The sequence below is a fragment of the Brachybacterium sp. J153 genome (assembly GCF_036311905.1).
Taxonomy (GTDB): domain Bacteria; phylum Actinomycetota; class Actinomycetes; order Actinomycetales; family Dermabacteraceae; genus Brachybacterium.
This window is the reverse complement of sequence record NZ_JAZDCH010000010.1, coordinates 196139-213832: the sequence shown is the minus strand read 5'-3', so window position 1 is coordinate 213832 and position 17694 is coordinate 196139. Positions and strand designations below refer to the sequence as shown.

Here is a 17694-nt window from a genome sequence, read left to right as displayed (position 1 = left end):
CCTCGCAGGTGGGACCACCTTTCGCGGGTGTAGTTCAATGGTAGAACTTCAGCTTCCCAAGCTGACAGCGCGGGTTCGATTCCCGTCACCCGCTCCAGAACCGGCCCGGCCGATCCCCACGGATCGCCGGGCCGTTCCCGTCTGCGGCCGAGCGTCTGGGCCGCGCCCGCTCCCTTTCTGGGCCGCGAGGCCTGTCTCCCGCCGCCCCGCTGCTGAAACTCCGTGCCAGGCGTGACCTCAACCCCTGTGGAGGCCTGAGGTCACGCCACGCGCGGAGTTTGAGTCGGGCGGGCGGGGCATGCGGAGCGGACGAGGCGGGGCAGGGCAGGGCAGGGCAGGCGGAGAGTGCGGGGCAGGGCAGGCGGCGGGGCGGGGGCAGGCCCGGCGCAGACAGGCCCGGCGGGGGGGCAGGGGACGTGGCGCGCGCCTCAGGTCTGTCAGATCCATGCTGACACCTGCTCCCCTCGGTGCAAGAATGCGGCATGCCCAAGATCATCGGAGGGTCCCTCGAGGAGCATCGCGAGCGCACGCGCGAGAAGATCTTCGCCGCGTTGGAGGAGCTGCTCGAGACCCAGGACTTCGAGTCGGTCACCTTCTCGAAGATCGCCGGAGCCGCCGGCGTCGGCCGCACGGCGATGTACAACCACTTCCCCGACCGGGAGACGCTGCTGGTCGAGTACGCGGTGCATGAGACCGCCGACTACATCGAGCAGCTCCGCGCGGGCGTGAGCGACACCGCCTCCCCGCGCGATGCGGTCCTCGCCTACGTGCGCACCCAGCTCGACCTGTCGGTGTCCTTCCACATGCCGCACACCACCGGGAAGACCCAGCTGAGTCCCGAGACCGCGCAGCGCATGCGCGAGCACGTGGTGATGATCGAGGACGTGCTGCGCCGGATCGTGCGCGACGGCATCACGAGCGGGGACTTCGCCGACGACCTCGACGTCGACGCGACCGTGCGCATCATCAACTCGCTGCTGGTCGGCTCGAGCGCCCGCCGTATCCCGCCGGGCGCCCTGCAGGAGTTCGTGCTCCGCTCCCTCGGCGCGGCCGCCTGAGCCCGCGCTCCCCCGCCCCCGAAACGTTCCGAGGCCCCCTGCAGCGCATATCGCGCGCAGGGGGCCTCGGCTCGTGAGGGCGGAGCTCAGTCCTCGTCGGTGGTGCCTGAGTCCTCTTCGGAGTCTTCCTCGGACTCCGCCTTCTTCCGCGCGGCCGCCTCCTGCGCGCGGCGCTGCCGGCGCTTGAGCTTCTTCGGCGCGGTCCGGACGGGGTCGGCGACCTGCTCGATCTCGGCGTCCTCGTCCTCCCAGTCCATCGCCTCGAGCGGGGCCTCGGTCTCCTCGGCGGGGCGGGCGAACAGCGGGCGGGCCACCTGCTCCTGGCCGTCCTCGAGGTCCACCTCGGGGGCGGTCGCGGAGACGACCCAGCACACCAGCATGATCAGCAGCGCGATCACGGCGATGCCGAGCCGCAGGTAGGGATCGGTGCCGTCGGTCGAGAGCGCGACCACACCGCTCACCAGCAGCGCGGAGACGGCGGAGGTGACCAGCAGCGCGGGCGCGGCGACGGAGCCCAGCACCGCGCGCAGGATCCCCGTCAGCACCGTGCCGGTGAGCGCCCCGGAGTGCCCCCAGGAGGCGCGTCCGCCGTAGCGGCCGCGCGCGATCACGGACTCGGCGCCCTCGAGGGTGCCAGCGGCTCCGAGGGACCACAGGCCGAGCGCCGCGGCCGTCAGCACCCCGCCTACCACGACGCCCGGCAGGGCGGCAGGGCCGAGCCCGAAGGCGGCCACGACCGGCAGCAGCACGAGCACGACCACGGGCGTGAGCGTCGCGCGGCGCAGGGTCTCGGCGAGATCGGGCAGGTCCGCCCGGTCGCGGTCCTCGAGGATCGCGGCGCGGGTGATGACCACCGCGTCGGCGCCGAGGCGTCGGGCCGCGTCCAGCAGCGACGCCGTCACGAGCAGCACCCCGATGACGCCGACCCCGACACCGCCGAGGAGCGTCAGCGAGAGCGGGGTGAGGGCGTGCAGCGCGCGGTCCTCCCACACGGTGGCACCACGGGCGGCGACCTGCAGCGCGGTCACCACGGGGCCGACGGCGGTCACCCCGATCATCGCGGCGGCGACGAGGAGGGCGCCGTGGGGGCCGACGGGGGCCGCGGCGGCGGCCTCGCGCAGGGTGCGCGGAGACTCCGGACGATCCCCGAGCGCCGGGGCGAACAGGGAGGCGGAGAAGCAGGCGAGGACCGCGAGGGCGGCGAGCCCGGACTGGGCCAGGAGCGCGAGGGCGAGGCCCGGCACGCCGCCGCTCAGCACGCTGATCACGCCGGCGACGATCACCGCGGCGGCCAGGACGCCCGCGGCGGCGAGCGCCGTCGAACCGAGGCCCGCGGCGAGGCCGAGCGCGCCGCCGGTGCGGCTGGTGCGCGCGGCCCGCAGCACGGTCCCGCCGTTGCGCTGGGCGTTCCCGCCCAGCAGCAGCACCGCGGCGAGCGCGACGATCGCGCCGAGACCCAGCGCCGCAGCGGTGACCGCGCTCGGGGAGATCGTGTACAGGGTGAGGACGTCGAGGAGAGCGCCGGCGTCCCGGCCGTCGTCCGTCGCGGAGACCCACTGGCTCATGTCCTCGACCGCGGGCAGGATCTGCTCCTCGAGAGAGTCGCGAGCCACCGGCTCGGAGCCGGCGATCGCGGGATCGGTGAAGGTGTCCATGCCGACGTGGGCGAAGCGCAGGTCCTGATAGGCCGAGGGCAGCCACAGCGCGGCGGCGACCACGAGGCCCACCAGCACCAGCCCGGCCGGGATCAGACCGCGCAGCCGGATCGCGTCGGCCTCCTGGCCGATCTCGTCGGCGCGCAGCGGCAGCAGGGCCACGGCGCCGGTCGCCAGCAGCGCGGTGCCCAGGGCGAGCAGCACCACGAGGATCCCCTCGGCGGCGAGCACCGGCACGCCGAGCATCACCCCGAGGGCGGCGCCGGCCGTGGTCAGGGCGACGAGGTCGGCGCTCAGCCCGGCGCCGCGGCGGAGCATCCCCGCGGTGCGCAGCAGGGGCCCGCCGAGGTTCTCGGCGTCGTCCGCGGGCTGGTCGTTCTCGTCCACGCCGACCAGCAGCGCGGAGGCGGCGGCCGCGGCCTCCGTCGGGGCGAGGGTCACGCGGATCGCGAGCGCGGAGAGCGCCGCGCCCGCCGCGAGGGACATCAGCGCCGAGGAGCCGCCCTCCTGCAGGAACCACAGGATCAGCGTCACCGGGAGCACCGCGAGCGCGAGCGCCCCGGCGACGGACAGCGCGCCGAGGCGGGTGATCAGCCCGGTGCGCCGCTCCTCGGGCAGCACCAGCGCCGCGAGCTGCAGCGCGAGGCCCCGCCACGCGGCCAGCGGGCCGAGCAGCAGGCCCGCGAGCAGCATCGCGGAGCGCAGCAGCCGGTCATCGGTCGTCCCGGGGACCAGCCACAGCAGGCCGAGGGCGGGCACGCCCACCCAGAGCAGCAGCCAACCGGCCGCCGAGAGCTGCTGGCCGATCCGTCGGCCCAGCTCCCCGTCGATCTCGTCGGCCTCCTCCGCGCCGCGGAGCCGGGCGGGGACCACGGCCCCCAGCACGAGCGCGGCGATCGAGAGGGCCGCGAGGACGAGGAGGGTGACGGCGAGGTCGTCGCCCAGGGGGAATTGCGTGATCAGATCCACGGAGCAGTCTTCCGACGGTGGGGCGCGGGCAGGGCGGTCGCGGGACCGGGTCTCAGGCCAGCAGGGACAGGTCCAGGGTGGTGGGGGCGCCCTCCACGATGCGGATCGGCACCCCCCAGTCCTGCTGGTGCATGTGGCAGGCCGGGAACTCCACCGCCGGATCGGCGTCGCACGAGGCGGCGCGCGCGCTGACGTGCAGCACTCCCTCGGTGTAGGCGGGATCGAGCTCGAGGGTGCGCTCGAGCGCGGTGTCGACTCCCCCGCCCGCGGTGAGCATCGAGGCGGGCGTGGTCGAGATGGTGACCTGCGTGGACGGGCCGAGCGAGTCGTCGAGCTTGTGCCCCTCGGGCGGGGTGAACAGCACCCGCACCGTGAGCGGGCCGGGGCCCACCTCGGTCGCGGGACGCTCGGAGCGCTGGGCGCCCTCGTCGATGATCCGCTCGGCGGCCGGAGCGACGGGCACCCAGGTGACGCGGTGCGCTCCGGACTCGACGACGATCAGCTGGCCGATCCCGTCCACGGGCGGACCGACGATCGCGGCCGACGGTTCGTCGAGGTCGGTCGCGACGGTGACGACGGTGGCGGGGCCCGAGCCGTCGCCCTCGTCGATCAGCCGGATCGCGCCGTTGTAGGTGTCGGCGACGGCGATGCGTCCGTCCGGGAGCGCGGTCACCGCGAGGGGATGCTGCAGCCGGGCGACGTCGGCGGGGCCGTCGACATGGCCGAAGTCGAACAGGCCCTGCCCCACGAGGGTCGCCACCCGCATGGTCTGCGGGTCCAGGACGCGCACCGCGGAGGTCTCCGAGTCGGCGATGACGATGCGGCCGTCGGGCAGCTCGTCGAGGCCCGAGGGCTGCGCCCACCAGGAGGTCACGGCGGGGCCGTCGACGAGGCCCTCCTGCGTGGTGCCCGCGAGCACGAGCAGCGCGCCGGTGACCGGGTCGTAGGTCCACAGCTGGTGGATCCCGGCCATCGCGATGACGACGCGGTTCAGCACGCGGGACCAGGTGAGGTCCCACGGGGTGGAGAGGGAGAAGGAGCGGGCGTCGCCCTCGCCGCGGGGCAGGGCCTCGCCCTGCATCCACTGCGCGCCGGTGCCGGCGACGGTGGTGACCTCGGTCGCGGTGCGGGAGCGCAGCAGGCGGTCCTGCCCCACCTTCACCCCGCGCAGGAGGTGATTGGCGGTGTCGGCGACGAGCAGGTCGTAGCCGACCTCGGCGGCGACCTCGAGCGGCAGGGCGAGGACGCCGTTCGGCTCGGCGAACGCGGCCTCGGCCGCCTCGCCGTCGGCGTGGCCGCGGGTGCCCACGCCGATGACCTCGTCGACGGTGGCCCCGTCGGCCTGGAAGACGACGAGCCGGTGCTGCCCCGCGTCGGAGACCACGAGGCGGCCGTCGGGGAGGGTGACGAGCTTCGAGGGGAAGCGGAGAGTCTGCGGGACCCGCTCGGTGAGCACGGTCGGGGCGGGCCCGCGGCGCAAGGTGCCGTCGGCCTCGGCCTCGGCGACGAGCCGGCCCACGAGCGCATCGAGGTTCGCGGCGTGCCCCTCGCCGGAGAGGTTCCCGGCGATGCGGCCCTGCGTGTCCAGCACCATCAGGGTCGGCCAGGCGCGGGCGCCGTATTCGGACCAGGTGGTCAGCTCGGGATCGTCGAGGACGGGGTGGGTCACCTCGTAGCGCTCAATGTTCGCGGCGAGTGCCTCGGGGTCCTTCTCGAACTCGAACTTCGGGGAGTGCACGCCGACGACGACGAGCTCGTCCGCCCACTTCTCCTCCAGGGGACGCAGCTCGTCGAGCACGTGCAGGCAGTTCACACAGCAGAACGTCCAGAAGTCCAGCAGCACGATCTTGCCGCGCAGCGACTCCAGGGAGAGCTCCGCGCCGCCGGTGTTCAGCCAGCCGCGGCCGGTGAGGGCGGAGCCGTGGGCGCGGGCCGCGAGGGGCGCGGAGGGGTCGGTCGGAGTGGTCATGGGGTCCAGTGAACACCGCACCGGCTCGCGGTGGCCAACTGAGGTGACATGGGTGGACATCCGTGCCCGGGCAGGTCGCCCGGGCGGCGGCATGTCACCAGGTGTCGATCCAGGCGGCCAGATCCGGGTCGGTGAGGGCGGTGAGGGTCAGCTCGGCGACCGGGGCCGGGGCGCCGGGCGTGGGCACCCCGATGAGCCGCAGCCCCGCGGCGCGGGCGGCCTGCGCCCCGGTGCCGGAGTCCTCGAGGGCGAGGGCCTCGGCGGGGTCGACGCCCAGGGCGGCGGCCGCGGCGGCGTACATGTCGGGGGCGGGCTTGGCGCGCTCGACGGTGTCCGAGGCCTCGAGCACCGTGAAGTGCTCGCGCAGCCCGCCCGCGGTGAGCTTGTGCTCGAGCGCCTCGAGCCAGGAGTTGGACGCGCAGCCGAGCGGGACCTTCGCGCTCGCGCGGGCGAGCGTCTCGACGGCCCCGGGCATGAGCCGGATCCCGCCGGCGAGCTCGCGGTCGAACTCGCGGTGGAGCGCCGCGAGCACCTGCGCCTCCTCGCGGCCGGCGCGGGCGGCGAGGATCTCTCCGGCGACCTCGATGGTCGAGCCGTGCAGCCGGGCGTCGTCCTCGGGGGTGAGGACCGCGCCGATCTCGGCGACGACCGTGTCCTGGGCGCGCTGCCACACCGACTCGGTGTCCAGCAGCAGGCCGTCGCAGTCGAAGACCACGGCGCGCGGGGTCCAGTCGCCGAAGACGGCGGCGAAGCGGGCGGGGACGGTCATCGGCGCACTTCCCAGGTGGATATCCAGGCGGCGAGCGCGGGATCGGCGAGCGAGTCGAGCCGGCGGGGCGCGAGCGGCTCCTGGCCGGGGATCGAGGGCACCGCGATCAGCTGCAGCCCGGCCGCGACGGCGGCCTGCGCGCCGGTCTCGGAGTCCTCGAGCCCGAGGCAGTCGGCGGGCTCGGCGCCGAGGGCGCGGGCCGCGGCGAGGTACATGTCCGGGGCTGGCTTGGGCGCGGCGACGTCCTCGATCGCGATGCTCGCGTCGACGAGGTCCGTGAGGCCGAGGCCGGCGAGCTTCCGGTCCAGCATCTCGCGGGGCGAGTTGGAGGCGATGGCCACGGGCACCCGGTCCGCCGCCGCGCGCACGGTGTCCAGCGCCCCGGGCAAGGGAGTGAGCTCGTCCTCGAGGTGCCGGCGGTGCTCGGCGAGCAGGTCCCGCACCACCTCTTCAGGGGCGCGGCCGACGGCCTCGGCGATGGTCAGGACGACCACCTCGGCGGCGCGGCCGGTGAGGGCGCGGCGCACCGTCGGGTCGAGGGCCGTGCCGTGCCGGGCGAGGTACGCGTCCTGCACCTGGACCCACTGGCCCTCGGTGTCCACGAGCAGACCGTCGCAGTCGAAGACGACCGCGGCGGGCGACCAGCTCGGCGGCCAGGTGTCCAGCGGCGACGGGGGCAGGGGCGCGGGCTCGGTGCTCATGATGCCCCCAGCGTATCCACGCTCCCCGCCCGCGACGAACCCGGCGGCGGTCTCCGCTCAGGCGGCTGCGGCGAGACCCCGCTCGAGGTCGGCGAGGATGTCGTCGATGTGCTCGAGGCCGACGGAGAGGCGCACGAAGCCGGGGGCGACGCCCGCGGCGCGCTGCTCCTCCTCGCTCAGCTGCGAGTGGGTAGTGGAGGCGGGGTGGATCACGAGGCTGCGCACGTCGCCGATGTTGGCGACGTGGGAGTGCAGGGTGAGGGCGTCGACGAAGCGACGACCGGCCTCGATCCCGCCGGGCAGCTCGAAGCCGAGGACGCTGCCCGCGCCGCGCGGGAGGTAGCGCTCCGCGGTCCGGTGGTGCGGGGACGACGGCAGGGAGGCCCAGGTGACGGTCCCGACCCGGTCGTCGGCCTCGAGGAACTCGGCGACGGCGCGGGCGTTCTCCAGGTGGCGGTCCATGCGCAGCGGCAGGGTCTCGAGGCCCTGCCCGATGAGGAAGGCGTTGAAGGGCGAGACGGCGGGGCCCAGGTCGCGCAGCAGGTTGGTGCGGACGCGGGTCACGAAGGCGGCGGGCAGGCCCGCGAAGACCAGGCCGTTGTACGACTCGTCCGGCTCGTTGAACTGCGGGAACCGCGCCGGGTCGGCGGAGAAGTCGAAGCTGTCGCCGTCGACGATGACGCCCGCGATGGAGGTGCCGTGGCCGCCGAGGAACTTCGTCGCGGAGTGGACCACCACGTCGGCTCCGTGCTCGAGGGGGCGCAGCAGATAGGGCGTGGCGACGGTGTTGTCGACGATCAGCGGGACGCCGACCTCGTGGGCGACGTCCGCGACGGCCCGCAGGTCGGGGATGTCCTGCTGCGGGTTCGGGATGGACTCGACGAAGAAGGCGCGGGTGGTCTCGTCCGCGGCGGCGCGCCAGGACTCCGGATCGGTGGGGTCCTCGACCCACTGCGGGGAGATGCCGAGACGGCGGAGGGTGTGCTTGAAGAGGTTGAAGGAGCCGCCGTAGAGGCTCGGGGAGACGACCACCGAGTCGCCCGCCCCCGCAAGGTTGAGGATCGCGAGCGAGATCGCGCTCTGCCCGGAGGCGAGCAGCAGACCCGCGGCGCCGCCCTCGAGGGCCGCGATCCGGTTCTCGACCACGGCCTGCGTGGGGTTGGTGATGCGGGTGTAGATCGGGGCGGCCTCGGCGAGCGCGAAGCGGTCCGCGGCCGACTGCGCGCTCGGGAAGACGAAGCTGGTGGTCTGGTGGATCGGCAGAGCCCGCGAGCCGGTGTCGCCGTCGGGGGTCTGGCCGGCGTGGATGGCGAGGGTCTCGAACTTCTGGGGCTGCGCGGGGGTGTCGCTCATGGCGTGCTCCTGGGGTCGTGATCGATGGCCACAGCCTCACCCGGGGCCCCTCCCCGGTCGAGGACTGTGAACATCTGTGTCCCTCCCTTCAGGTGCCGAGCTCGAGCACCTCGCCCTGCCAGCGGCGGCGCAGCCAGCGGTCGTGGGAGGCGATCAGCACCGTCCCGTCCCAGTCCTCGAGCGCGCTCTCCAGCCGGGTCGCCGTGACCAGGGCGAGATGGTTCGTCGGCTCGTCCAGGACGAGCAGCTCGGGCGGGTCCAGGAGCACCGCGGCGAGCAGGACGCGGCGTAGCTGGCCGCGGGAGAGGGCGGTGAGCGGTCGGGGGAGGTCGCGGGGGTGGACCAGCCCGAACAGCTCGGGCACGGCGTCCGGATCCTCCAGTCGCGCGGCCCGCCGCAGGTGCTCGCCGACGCTCCGGCCGGGGACCGGTTCGTCGTCCTGGGCGAGGTGGCCGATCCGGAGACCCCGGGGGCGCGAGAGCGTGCCGGAGGTCGGGGCGAGATCTCCCACCACGAGGTCGAGCAGGGTCGACTTCCCGCTGCCGTTGGGTCCGGTGACCAGGAGCCGCTCCCCCGCGCCGAGGCGCAGGTCGGTCGGGCCGAGGCGGCCGGCGACCTCGACCGCGTGCGCCGCCACGAGCTCGCCGCCGCGGGCCCGGCCGACGGCCGCGGGCAGGTGGGTGAGATGCAGCTCCGCGGGCGGCTTGCGCACCTGCTCCGCCTCGAGCCGGGCGAGACGCTGCTCGGCGTCGCGCACATGGCGGGACACCCGCACGGCGTTGCGGTCGGCGAAGTACTTGCGGGCCATCCGCACCTCGGCGCGCACCTGCGATTCCCGGCCGAGGGTGTGGGCGTCGCGCGCGACCTCCCGCAGCCGGCGCAGCTCCTCCTGCTCGTCGCGGTAGCGGTGCTCCCACCGGTCGCGGGCGTCGAAGCGGGCGAGCAGGTAGTCGCTGAACCCGCCGGTGTAGGCGGTGAGGCCGCCGTCGGGCCGGGTGAGCGGGCTCTCGGCGGGGTCGAGGTCGAGCTGCGCGGCGGTCGCCTCGTCGAGGAAGGCCCGGTCGTGGCTCGCGAGCAGCACCGGCCCGGGATGGGCGGCGATCGCGGCGGTGAGGAAGGCGGCGGCCTCGTCGTCGAGATGGTTCGTGGGCTCGTCGAGCAGCCAGGTGGTGGGGCGGGCGATGAGCAGGTGGGCGAGGGCGAGGCGCTCGCGCTGGCCGCCGCTGAGGGCGCCGAGGGGGCGCTCGGCAGGCAGCGCCTCGAGGCCCAGGCCGGCGAGCACGGCGTCGGCCCGATGGTCGGCGTCCCAGACGTCGGCGAGGGTCGCCTCGAGGAGCAGCCGGTCGTACTCGCGCGCCGCGGCGGAGGCGTCCGCTCCGCTCTCGGCCGTGCCGGTCGCAGCGAGCGCCTCCCCCGCGGCGATCAGCTCCCGCTCGAGACGGCGGGAGCGGGCGAGCGCGTCCTCGACCAGCTCGTGGACGGTCGTGGAGGCGGGGAAGGGGAGGTCCTGGCGGAGCAGTCCGACGGGCCCGGGGACGCGCAGCTCGCCGCGATCCGGGACCAGCTCTCCCGCGAGCAGACGCAGCAGCGTCGACTTCCCGCTGCCGTTCTCGCCGAGCAGACCGGTGGGCGTGCCGGCGGGCACCACGAGGCTCACGTCCGTGAGCACGGGACGGTCGGGGAAGGCGAAGGACAGCCCGTCGCCGCGCAGGTGCAGCGACCGGTCGGGCGCGGACGCGTCACGAGGCACCGCAGCGGCGCGGGTCGCGGGGGCGTTCGGGGAGGACGAGGGGTGGGCACGCATGGATCAGCTCCGGGAGGGGTCGGCGTCGACGGTCGGGGGCTGATCAGATCCACATGCCGCCAGGGTACGGGGTGCGCGGCGGCAGGGTCGAGCGATTTACGGCGCGGTGAGCGCGGCGACGGCGGTGCGGATCCCGCCGGGGTCCCCGGTCCGACGGGGATCGCGGGGGAAGCGGGCGAGGGCGTCCCGGGCGGCGGGGACGTCCGCCCCGGCCAGGAGCGCGACGAGCGCCGTCCGCAGCTCCCCGTCGGCCGCCCGCAGCATCTCCTCGGCCGCCGCGGGCTCGGCTCCGGTGGCCTGCACGAGCAGGCGCACGGTGCGGCCGACGAGCTTCGCGTTCGTGGCCCGGACCTGCACCATGAGGTTCCCGTAGGTCGCGCCGAGGCGCACCATCATCGCGGTCGACAGGGCGTTCAGGGCGAGCTTCTGCGCGGTGCCGGCCTTCATCCGGGTCGAGCCGGTGATCACCTCGGGGCCGACGTCGAGCAGCACCGCCACGTCGGCTGCTGCCGCGAGGGGCGCCCCGGGGTTCGCGGAGATCAGCGCGGTCGGCATCCCGGCGGCGCGGGCCGCGCGCAGGGCCCCGCCCACGAAGGGGGTGCGGCCGCTAGCGGCGAGCCCGATCACCACGTCCCCCGGGCGGCACTCGGTGCGCACCAGGTCGGCCCCCGCCTCCGCATCGTCCTCGGCGCCCTCGACCGCCTCGAGGAAGGCCCCCGGCCCGCCCGCGAGGTGGGCGGTGACCATGGACGGGTCCGCATCGAAGGTGGGCGCGAGCTCGACCGCGTCGAGCACCCCCAGGCGCCCCGAGGTGCCGGCACCCACGTAGTGCACGGTCGATCCGGCGGAGATCGCCGCGACGCCGATCTCGACCAGTTCGGCGAGGGGGCGCGACTGCGCCTGGACCGCCGCGGCGACGCGCGCGTCCTCGCCGAGGATCACCCCGAGGATGCCCTCGGCGTCGCGGGCGTCGAGGTCCTCGCTCGCCGCGAGGCGCTCCTCGGTCGGCGAGTCGAGGCGAACCACGTCCTCGTCCTCGGCCTCCGCCGCGGGGGCGCGGGCGTCCGGGGCGGCGGGCTGCTCGGGCATCGGTCCTCCAGGGGTGGGGCGGCCCCGTCAGGCTACCGGTGGGCCTCCCGGGCGGGGCCCGGGGACGGAGCACCTGCGGGCGCCGCGCCTACGATGGGTCCCTGAATCCGAGGGAGGGATGGACGATGGACGAGACGACCCAGGGGGCGCGGATCGCGGTGATCGCGGGCGACGTCGGGGCCACCCACGCACGGCTCGCGCTGGCCCCGCTCGGCGGCGGCGTGGTCGCCGAGGCGACCGGTCCCGGGGGGAACCTGCGCTCCTCGGGCCCCGCGGCCCTGGACCACCTCCAGGAGACGGTGCGCGCGGTCCTCGACGAGGGCCGGCGGCAGCTCGGGGAGGACCTGCGGATCGCCGGGGTCGCCCTGGGCATCTCCGGCGCCGGCCCGGCGCGCGCGGCGGAGGTGCACCGTGCCGTGAGCGAGCGGCTGGCCGACCTCGGCATCCCCGCGGAGCGTCTGCTGGTCACCGACGACCTGCACACCGCCTTCCTCTCCGGCGGCGTCGGCGACGACGGCCTGCTCGTGCTCGCCGGGACCGGGGCCGTCGCCGTCCGCTTCCGGGACCGCGCGGCGATCGCCCGGCGCGACGGCATGGGCTGGCTGCTGGGCGACATCGGCTCCGCGGTGTGGCTCGGCCGCCGCACCCTGCAGGCCGTCGCCGCGGACCTCGACGGCCGCGGTCGCCGCACCCTGCTCACCGAGCGGGTCGGCGACCTGCTGGACCTCGATCTGCGCGACGGGCTGCTGCCGCCCTCCCCCACGGGCGATCCGCGGCAGGACCTGATCCGTGCCCTCGACGAGCTGCTCCCGGCGGGGGCGCCCGCCGCGCTGGGCCGCTTCGCCGCCGTCCCCGGCTCGGTGCCCGAGGACCCCGCGGCCCGCGAGATCCTCGACACCGCCGCCCGGCACGTGCGGGACACCGTCCGGGCCCTGGACCCCGAGGTCGAGCTGCCGGTGGTCCTCGCCGGCTCGGTGCTCGCCACCCCGGGTCCGATCCGCGAGGAGGTCCTCACCGGCCTGCGCGCCGAGGGCCGCTCGGTCGCGACCGTGGCCGATGCGGTGCCCGGGGCGCTGCTGCTCGCCCGCGAGCTCGCGGCGGGGGCCGCAGCCGGCGCCGCGGCCGGGGCCGACGGATGACCGGGCCCGACTCCCCGGCCGCGTCGCCCCGTCCCGCCCGTCGGCGGCGCGCCCGCCGTCGGACCCGCCGCCGGCTGCGCTCCGAGAACCTGCGGATGCTGCTGTCCTTCCTCGGCGCGGTGCTCGCGGGCGGCCTCGCCGCCCTCCCGCTCCTTGACCTGCTGGATCCGGACCTGCCGCCCGACGAGCGGCTCGCCCCGCTGCTCGTGGTCATCATCGTCACCACCTCGGTCTACTCCCTGCTCTTCGCCGTCCTCACCTATGCCGCACTCCGCGGCAGGCCGCGCCGCGAGCTGCTCGCGACGGCCCGGCTCACCCGGGTGCGTCGGGGTGTTCCCGAGTACCGCTGGCTGGTGGGCCGCGCGGGCGCCTGGTCGGAGGTGCTGCAGCTGCTGCTGGTCGCCGCCCTCGCCGCCGTCCTCCTCGCGACCCAGCCCGAGCGCCTCTCCCTGACCGCGCTGCTGCTGCTCACCATCGGGGCTCTGGCCAGCGCCTGGATCGCCGCGGTGGTGACCTTCGCGCTCGAGTACGCGGCGGAGGACGCCCACGGCGAGGCCTTCTCCCTCGCGGGCACCCCGGTCCCCGAGCGGGTGCTCGCCGACTACGTGTACGGGGCGGTGCTGGTGCAGACCTCGGCCGGTCCCTCGGACCTCGGGCCGCGCACCGCCGCCGCGCGCTCGCTGGTGCGCGGGCACGTCATCCTCGCGCACGTCACCAGCACCATCATCATCACCCTGGGCGTCTCGGCGGTCCTCACGGTCGTCACCTGAGGCGGCGGAGGGGCGACTAGGATGGCGCCGTCCGCCCGCCGCGACCCCCGCGCCACCCGTCCCGGAAGGCCTCACCCGATGCCCGAGCTGTCCCACCCGATCCCCACCCGCGAGAAGGTGCTGGTCATCGGCGCCGGCCCGGCGGGGCTGGCCGTCTCCGCGGCGCTGCAGGCCCTCGAGGTGCCCTTCGACCTGGTGGACCGCGCGAAGCACGTCGGCGGGATCTGGGACCCCGACCGCAAGGACACCCCGGTGTGGACCGCGATGGAGATGATCTCCTCCCGCCGCACCACCCAGTACGAGGACCTGTTGCGCCCGGTCTCCTACCCCGAGTTCCTGCGTCCCGAGCAGATGGGCAAGTACCTCCGCGCCTACGCCGCCCGCCACGACCTCACCGAGCACTTCCGGCCCGGGGTCGCGGTGCGCCGCGCCCGTCCCTTCGAGGACGGGGTGTGGGAGGTCGAGCTGTCGACCGGCGAGATCATGATCTACCGCGCCGTGGTCTCCGCCCACGGCATCTCCGAGCGGCCCCACCGCCCCGAATGGGCCGCCGACGCCCCGCGGTCCGTGCAGGTCATGCACGCGAAGGACTGGACCGGGGCCGACGGCCTCGAAGGCCGCCGCGTGCTCGTGGTCGGCTCCGGGCAGTCCGCCGCCGACATCGCCGTGGACGCCGCCCGCCGCGCCCTCGAGGTGCGCTGGTCGATGCGCACCGGCCACTGGGTGGTGCCGCGGCGGATCGCCGGCCGCCCCGGGGACGTGGCCCTCACGCGCGAGCCCTCGCGGCTCGGCGGGCTCAACGACCGCATCGCCGAGACCGTCATCGCCCGCACGGTCGGCCGCCCGCAGGACGTCGGCATGCCCGCGCCCGAGGCACCCCTGCTCGAGGACCAGGTGATCATCTCCGACGACGTGCTGGACCGTGTCCGGGAGGGTCGGATCACCGTGGTCGGCGAGGTGACCGGGTTCCTGGAGGACGGCACCCTCACCCACGACGCCCCCCGCGGCAAGGCCGGCCACCGCACGTTCGCAGCCGACCTGGTGGTCCTCGCGACCGGCTACGAGACCGGCGCCGACCATCTGCCCGCGGAGGTCGTGCCCCGGACCAGGCAGGGCGACCCGGATCTCTTCCTCGGCGCCTTCCCGCGCGGCCGTGACGATCTCGTCCTGCTCGGTCAGCAGCGGGTGTCCGGACCGGCGCTGCCGATCCTCGTGCAGCAGGCGGATCTCGCCGCGTACCTGCTGAAGGCCACCCTCGACGGCGACGCCGCGCCCCCCTCCGCCCGGACCGCCCTGGCCGAGTTCCGCCGCCTGCGCGCGGGCTCCGAGTCCGCGGTGCCGACCGCGCCCACCGAGGGCGAGGGCGGTCTGCGGGAGCGGCTCGGCGATCTCGTCGGCGCCCGGTCGGTGCGTCCCCGCCAGGCGGCGCGCAGCGCGCGGGATGCCGGGGACGATCTGGTGCCCGCGGCCGACGGCGCGACGCTGCTCGCGCGCCTGCGGACCGTCCGCGCCCTGTTCGAGGCCGACGCCCGCGCCTGAGGCGTCCGTCGGGCCCGGTGCCTGAGGCGACCGTCGAACTCAGCGGAGTCCTCCGCCGGGCTGCGGCTCAGTCGGCGCGTCGCGGGTTGCGGCGCGCCAGGAGCACCGCCGCGACGGCGCCGAGGCCCGTCGTGAGCAGCACCCCGATCCCCGCGCGTCGCTGATCGGCGAGGGCGTCGGCGAACCAGGTCCGCCCCGTCGCCCCGAACCAGCTCGCGGCCATCAGGTGGTCGGTGAGCAGCAGTGTCACCCCCGCCGCGAGCAGCAGCAGGACGGGTGCCGCGGCGACCAGCAACCGGGCACGCCCCGGCGCTGTCGCCCGCACGCAGAGAGCGAGGAGCACGCCGCCGCATGCGGCCAGCAGCTGCAGCACGAGGTGGGCGGCATGCCCGTCGAGCGCGAGGCGCAGGAACGGGCTCGCGTAGGCGGCGGCGAGCAGGGCCACCGGGGCGGCGGCCGCGAGAGCTCCGAGCAGCGGGCGTCGGCCGAGCGTCCGGCGCAGCGCCCCGGGCGGTCCCGTGAGGGCCGGGACCGTGCCGAGCAGCACGCCGGTGCCGAGCAGCAGCACGTGCTGCAGCACGTGCGCGGAGACCAGGACCTTGCCGTAGACGTTCAGCGGCCCGCTGGTGAGCAGCACCAGCAGCGCCGCACCGACCAGGAGGCGGCGCGTCGCCGCGCGCGGCCGTGCCGCACTCCCCGGCCACCACCACCACAGCAGCAGGGCACAGGCGACCATCATCCCGAAGGGATCGGGCCGCCAGGCGGTCAGCACCCCGAACAGGGTCGGCGCCGGCGGCAGCGGGTATCCGGTGAGCAGACCCGCCGTGCCCTCGGGCGGCACCCCGGCATCGGCCGGCGGCGGGGAGGAGCTCATGGCGGCGGCGAGCGCGACGGCGAGGCCCATGAGGGCCAGCTCGAGCAGGGCCAGGCGCCGATAGGACGCGACCGCCGCGCGGCCCTCCTCCCCCGCGTCGAACCCGGTGGCGAGGGCGCGCCGCTGCAGCCAGCCGAGCCCGCCGAGCAGCAGGAGCAGCAGCATCTTGAGTGCGCCGAGCTGCACATAGGCGCTCGTGAGCAGGTCGCCGGGCCCGTTCATGCGCACCGCGAGGGCCCAGACCCCGCTCAGCGCGAGCATGATCCAGCTGATCAGGGCCAGGTGCGAGTAGCCGCGCACCACCGCGGCGTCGTCCCGCGAGCGCGCCGGCAGCAGCTGCAGCGCGCCGAGCCCGCCGAGCCAGAGGCCGACGGCGAGCAGATGGGCGAGCATGGTCGAGGTCGCGGCCTCGTGGTTCGCGTCCCCCGCGGCGTGCCCCGTCATCGCGGTCGCGAAGGTCGCCAGCAGCAGACCCGCCGCGAGCATCCGGGCGACGCCACGGGAGGTGCCGGTGAGGGCCAGGGTGGTCGCGGCGGCGGTGAGCACGAGTGCGGTCACGAGCCAGATGCCGAGCTCGGTGCCGAGATAGACGCCCAGATCCGAGCCGAAGCGGGGCGAGCCGACCGGCTGCCCGGTCGCGACCGCATAGGACAGCACGAGCGCCGCGGCCCGGCCGAGGGTGGCGACGCCAGCGGCGATCGCCGCGGCGGTGAGCGCCCGGATCCGGTCCTCCCCGTCGCGCAGCAGCCAGCCGGCGACCACCGCGCCGCCGAGGCCGAGGGCGCTCGCGAGATCCGCGATCAGGGCGGCGACGGGCGCGCCGTGGCGGGCGATCGCCCCGGCGTCGCGGAGGACGAGGTTACCGCCGGCGGCGGCGTCGGCCGCGAGCACCGCGACCAGAGCCAGCGCGAGCAGCGCGACGACCAGCAGGACCAGGATCCGCGGGGCCGGTCGTGCGAGGCCGGGAGCGGTCACTGGCCGATCACCAGGCCCACCCAGAGGGCGAGCATGCCCGATCCGACGGACAGCAGCAGGTAGGCGACGGAGATCGCGATCGCACCCCGGCGCGCCAGCTCGACCACGTCCAGCGCCGCGGTGGACAGCGTCGAGAGCCCACCGCAGAACCCGGCCGCGAGCAGCAGGTACAGCAGCTCGAGCGAGCCGGTCGCAGATCCCAGGCGGGCGACGATCAGCCCCAGCAGCAGGCAGGCCACGACGTTCGCGGCGAAGGTCGCCCAGTGGGTCGAGCGCGGGGTCGTGCCCCGACGGGCCTGCAGACGCGCGCCGCCCACCCGGATCCCCCAGCGGGCGAGCGATCCGGCGGCCCCGCCGACGGAGACCAGCAGCAGGGCGAGCAGGAAGACGCCGGCGCTCATGCCCCGCCCTCCTCGTCCTGGATCTGCAAGGTCGACCCGCGACGCCGGAGGCCGCGCAGGGCGGAAGGCTGCGCGAGACGGCGGCCCCCCACGAGGCCGAGCACCACGAAGCCGAGGCACAGCACCACGGTGAGCAGGGCGTAGACGAAGGCGATGAGCGGGAAGTCCGCGCCGATCATCGCCGACCCCTCGAGCACCACGGAGGACATCGTGGTGAACCCCCCGCACAGGCCGGTGCCGAGCAACGGCAGCATCCAGGGGCGTCCGGGACGGACCTCGAGCACACCGGTGAGGGCGCCGAGACCGAGGCAGCCGATCACGTTGACCCACAGGGTCGCCCAGGGCAGCTCCACCAGGGTGGGGGTGGCGACGGTCGGGGCGAGGACGGTCAGCGCGAAGCGCAACCCGGCGCCTACCCCGCCGCCCACGGCCACCAGCAGGGCGGTGCGCAGCGGGGACAGCGGAGGCGCGAGGGGCCCCGAGCCCAAGGTCGTCTCCGGGGCGAGCTCCCCCGCCGTGAGGGCCGCCATCTCCACGGTCTGCATCCGCGGATCATGTCGGCGCGGGGTGCGCGGCGGAGGGACGGGGCTCGAGGTCACCGGGACAGGGTACCGAGGCCCGCCGTGACG

General features: G+C 75.6%; 14 protein-coding genes and 1 tRNA gene. 5 read left to right on the top strand and 10 right to left on the bottom strand.

Annotation, left to right across the window (positions count from 1 at the left end):
- Window positions 1-23: 23 nt before the first annotated feature.
- Together V1258_RS06490 and V1258_RS06485 are read left to right on the top strand one after the other, a co-directional pair.
- Window positions 24-97 (top strand) — tRNA-Gly (locus V1258_RS06490).
- Between the two features lie 385 nt (window positions 98-482).
- Window positions 483-1058, top strand: coding sequence for a TetR/AcrR family transcriptional regulator (locus V1258_RS06485; protein WP_329748890.1), 576 nt, complete (start codon window positions 483-485; stop codon window positions 1056-1058).
- Window positions 1059-1144: 86 nt separating this feature from the next.
- Here V1258_RS06485 and V1258_RS06480 read toward each other — a convergent pair whose 3' ends face one another.
- The 7 genes from V1258_RS06480 to V1258_RS06450 all read right to left on the bottom strand — a co-directional run bounded on the left by V1258_RS06480 (window position 1145) and on the right by V1258_RS06450 (window position 11367).
- Entirely contained in the window at window positions 1145-3682 is a 2538-nt protein-coding gene (locus V1258_RS06480) for a pyrophosphatase (protein WP_329748889.1), read from the bottom strand.
- Window positions 3683-3734: 52 nt separating this feature from the next.
- Window positions 3735-5651 carry a thioredoxin-like domain-containing protein gene (locus V1258_RS06475; protein ID WP_329748888.1) on the bottom strand — a complete coding sequence of 639 codons (1917 nt, stop codon included), beginning with the start codon at window positions 5649-5651 and terminating at the stop codon, window positions 3735-3737.
- 94 nt (window positions 5652-5745) lie between these two features.
- On the bottom strand, window positions 5746-6420 hold the full coding sequence (locus tag V1258_RS06470; protein ID WP_329748887.1) for an HAD family hydrolase: 675 nt from the start codon (window positions 6418-6420) through the stop codon (window positions 5746-5748).
- Window positions 6417-7121, bottom strand: coding sequence for an HAD family hydrolase (locus V1258_RS06465; RefSeq protein WP_329748886.1), 705 nt, complete (start codon window positions 7119-7121; stop codon window positions 6417-6419). Before V1258_RS06465 ends, V1258_RS06470 begins: the two co-directional genes overlap by 4 nt.
- 57 nt (window positions 7122-7178) lie before the next feature.
- Window positions 7179-8474 (bottom strand): O-acetylhomoserine aminocarboxypropyltransferase/cysteine synthase family protein, encoded by a 1296-nt coding sequence (locus V1258_RS06460; protein WP_329748885.1) that lies wholly within the window; start codon window positions 8472-8474, stop codon window positions 7179-7181.
- Window positions 8475-8562: 88 nt separating this feature from the next.
- Window positions 8563-10278: an ABC-F family ATP-binding cassette domain-containing protein gene (locus V1258_RS06455; RefSeq protein ID WP_329748884.1), complete on the bottom strand. Its 1716-nt coding sequence runs from the start codon at window positions 10276-10278 to the stop codon at window positions 8563-8565.
- Between the two features lie 96 nt (window positions 10279-10374).
- Window positions 10375-11367: an N-acetylmuramic acid 6-phosphate etherase gene (locus V1258_RS06450; RefSeq protein ID WP_329748883.1), complete on the bottom strand. Its 993-nt coding sequence runs from the start codon at window positions 11365-11367 to the stop codon at window positions 10375-10377.
- Window positions 11368-11492: 125 nt separating this feature from the next.
- Between V1258_RS06450 and V1258_RS06445 the strand changes: the two genes are divergently transcribed.
- The 3 genes from V1258_RS06445 to V1258_RS06435 all read left to right on the top strand — a co-directional run bounded on the left by V1258_RS06445 (window position 11493) and on the right by V1258_RS06435 (window position 14815).
- Window positions 11493-12506 (top strand): N-acetylglucosamine kinase, encoded by a 1014-nt coding sequence (locus tag V1258_RS06445; protein ID WP_329748882.1) that lies wholly within the window; start codon window positions 11493-11495, stop codon window positions 12504-12506.
- Entirely contained in the window at window positions 12503-13276 is a 774-nt protein-coding gene (locus tag V1258_RS06440; RefSeq protein ID WP_329748881.1) for a DUF1345 domain-containing protein, read from the top strand. The genes V1258_RS06445 and V1258_RS06440 overlap by 4 nt, the downstream gene beginning before the upstream one ends.
- Window positions 13277-13354: 78 nt before the next feature.
- Window positions 13355-14815: a flavin-containing monooxygenase gene (locus V1258_RS06435; RefSeq protein ID WP_329748880.1), complete on the top strand. Its 1461-nt coding sequence runs from the start codon at window positions 13355-13357 to the stop codon at window positions 14813-14815.
- 67 nt (window positions 14816-14882) lie between these two features.
- On the opposite strand, the gene V1258_RS06430 is transcribed toward V1258_RS06435, so the two are convergent.
- The 3 genes from V1258_RS06430 to V1258_RS06420 are packed head-to-tail and all read right to left on the bottom strand — an operon-like array spanning window position 14883 to window position 17664.
- Window positions 14883-16664: a CopD family protein gene (locus tag V1258_RS06430; protein ID WP_329748879.1), complete on the bottom strand. Its 1782-nt coding sequence runs from the start codon at window positions 16662-16664 to the stop codon at window positions 14883-14885.
- Window positions 16661-17065: a fluoride efflux transporter FluC gene (locus V1258_RS06425; protein WP_329748878.1), complete on the bottom strand. Its 405-nt coding sequence runs from the start codon at window positions 17063-17065 to the stop codon at window positions 16661-16663. Before V1258_RS06425 ends, V1258_RS06430 begins: the two co-directional genes overlap by 4 nt.
- Complete coding sequence (locus V1258_RS06420; protein WP_329748877.1) at window positions 17062-17664, bottom strand: fluoride efflux transporter FluC; 603 nt, start codon at window positions 17662-17664, stop codon at window positions 17062-17064. Before V1258_RS06420 ends, V1258_RS06425 begins: the two co-directional genes overlap by 4 nt.
- Between the last annotated feature and the right edge of the window lie 30 nt (window positions 17665-17694).